Annotated in this window: 2 protein-coding genes; one reads left to right on the top strand and one right to left on the bottom strand. The window is 33.7% G+C overall.

Annotated features, from left to right (window positions below; translation table 11 throughout):
- On the top strand, positions 1–376 hold a 376-nt coding region (locus RHOW815_RS06350), incomplete at its 5' end, for a transposase (RefSeq protein ID WP_215217487.1).
- A gap of 197 nt (positions 377–573) precedes the next feature.
- On the opposite strand, the gene RHOW815_RS06345 is transcribed toward RHOW815_RS06350, so the two are convergent.
- Entirely contained in the window at positions 574–921 is a 348-nt protein-coding gene (locus RHOW815_RS06345; protein ID WP_215217486.1) for an IS110 family transposase, read from the bottom strand.
- Positions 922–1,233: the final 312 nt, after the last annotated feature.

The raw sequence follows: 1,233 nt of genomic DNA, 5'->3' as shown, positions 1-1,233 counted from the left end.
AGCAGTCGATACCCAAGGGCTTCCTCATGCGATTCACATTACCACCGCTAATATCACTGACAGAAATGGGTGTATAGAAGCATTTTCACTACATAAAAATCATTTGTTCGGTGTAAAAAATGTTTTAGCAGATGGAGGATATTCTGGAGAAAAATTTGCAAAGAGTGTGCAGAAGATATTAGGATGTATAGTACAAATAGCCAAAAGAAATACACTTCATACTTTTACAGTTATTCCCAAAAGATGGGTTGTAGAGCGTTCTTTTGCGTGGATAGAAAAATGTCGCATGCTATGGAAAAATTGCGAAAGAAAACTACATACAAGCCTGAATATGGTGGTTCTTGCTTTTATTGCTCTACTTTTGAAAAGATTTTAAACAGGCTCTTAGATCCATTGAATAAGGTTTAGGCATTTCTCTACCTCCATATATTTTGTTGGAGAAAAATATACAACTTTATCAATAAAATTTTAAATAACTATAAGCCTCTCACTGTATTTTTTAACTGCGTTTGCTGATTGAGGAGAGTTCTTCTCGAACCTAATAAAATGCTTTTTTCTACAGACTCTTGTGGCTTAACAGTGTACTCTTGTATATAGATCTGATCGAAGTGCTTCTGCAATCCCTCGTGCATCATTTTTATCGGTCTTATTTATTTTTAGAGCAAGAATCGGTCTTAGTTTTCTTGCATCCATACAGATGGGATCTATAGCTCTTTCCCTAAATCCAGTGACCAGATAATGAGACAAGGATCCACTTTCAAAACCAACTAGGATTTCTTGAAAATCCCTTTTTGAAAAATAATCTGCTAGTAAATAAGGATCTGTTTTTTCTGAACCTTCATGGACAATCTTACCTTGTTCATTTAATACACAGATAAAAGTTCTTTTCATTGATACATCTAGTCCAATATAACACTTCATGGGTTGCTCCTCATTTTTTTTGCTCTTTAATGAGCGGTTTTGAGATTTTAAAAAAATCTCTTTATATTGGAGAGTTTAACCTACTCCGTTTAAGGAGTAACCCCTTCTTTGTGTGCAATTATGGCATGTCTAATGTTTGGACTACTGGGATATTGGATGAATTTCTTAATTCGGTAAGTATCTTTAAAACAGTAAATTTAATTCAAGATAGTTTCATGTATAGTCTTTTCAAGTTTGAAGTGCACAGAAGAATTAAAAAAAGAATAGGCAGGCGATGAAAGAATCTCTATTGTGATTTTTAACAATCAAACA

The sequence above is a fragment of the Candidatus Rhabdochlamydia sp. W815 genome, assembly GCF_018642185.1.
GTDB lineage: Bacteria > Chlamydiota > Chlamydiia > Chlamydiales > Rhabdochlamydiaceae > Rhabdochlamydia > Rhabdochlamydia oedothoracis.
This window is presented reverse-complemented; position numbering and strand designations above follow the sequence as displayed.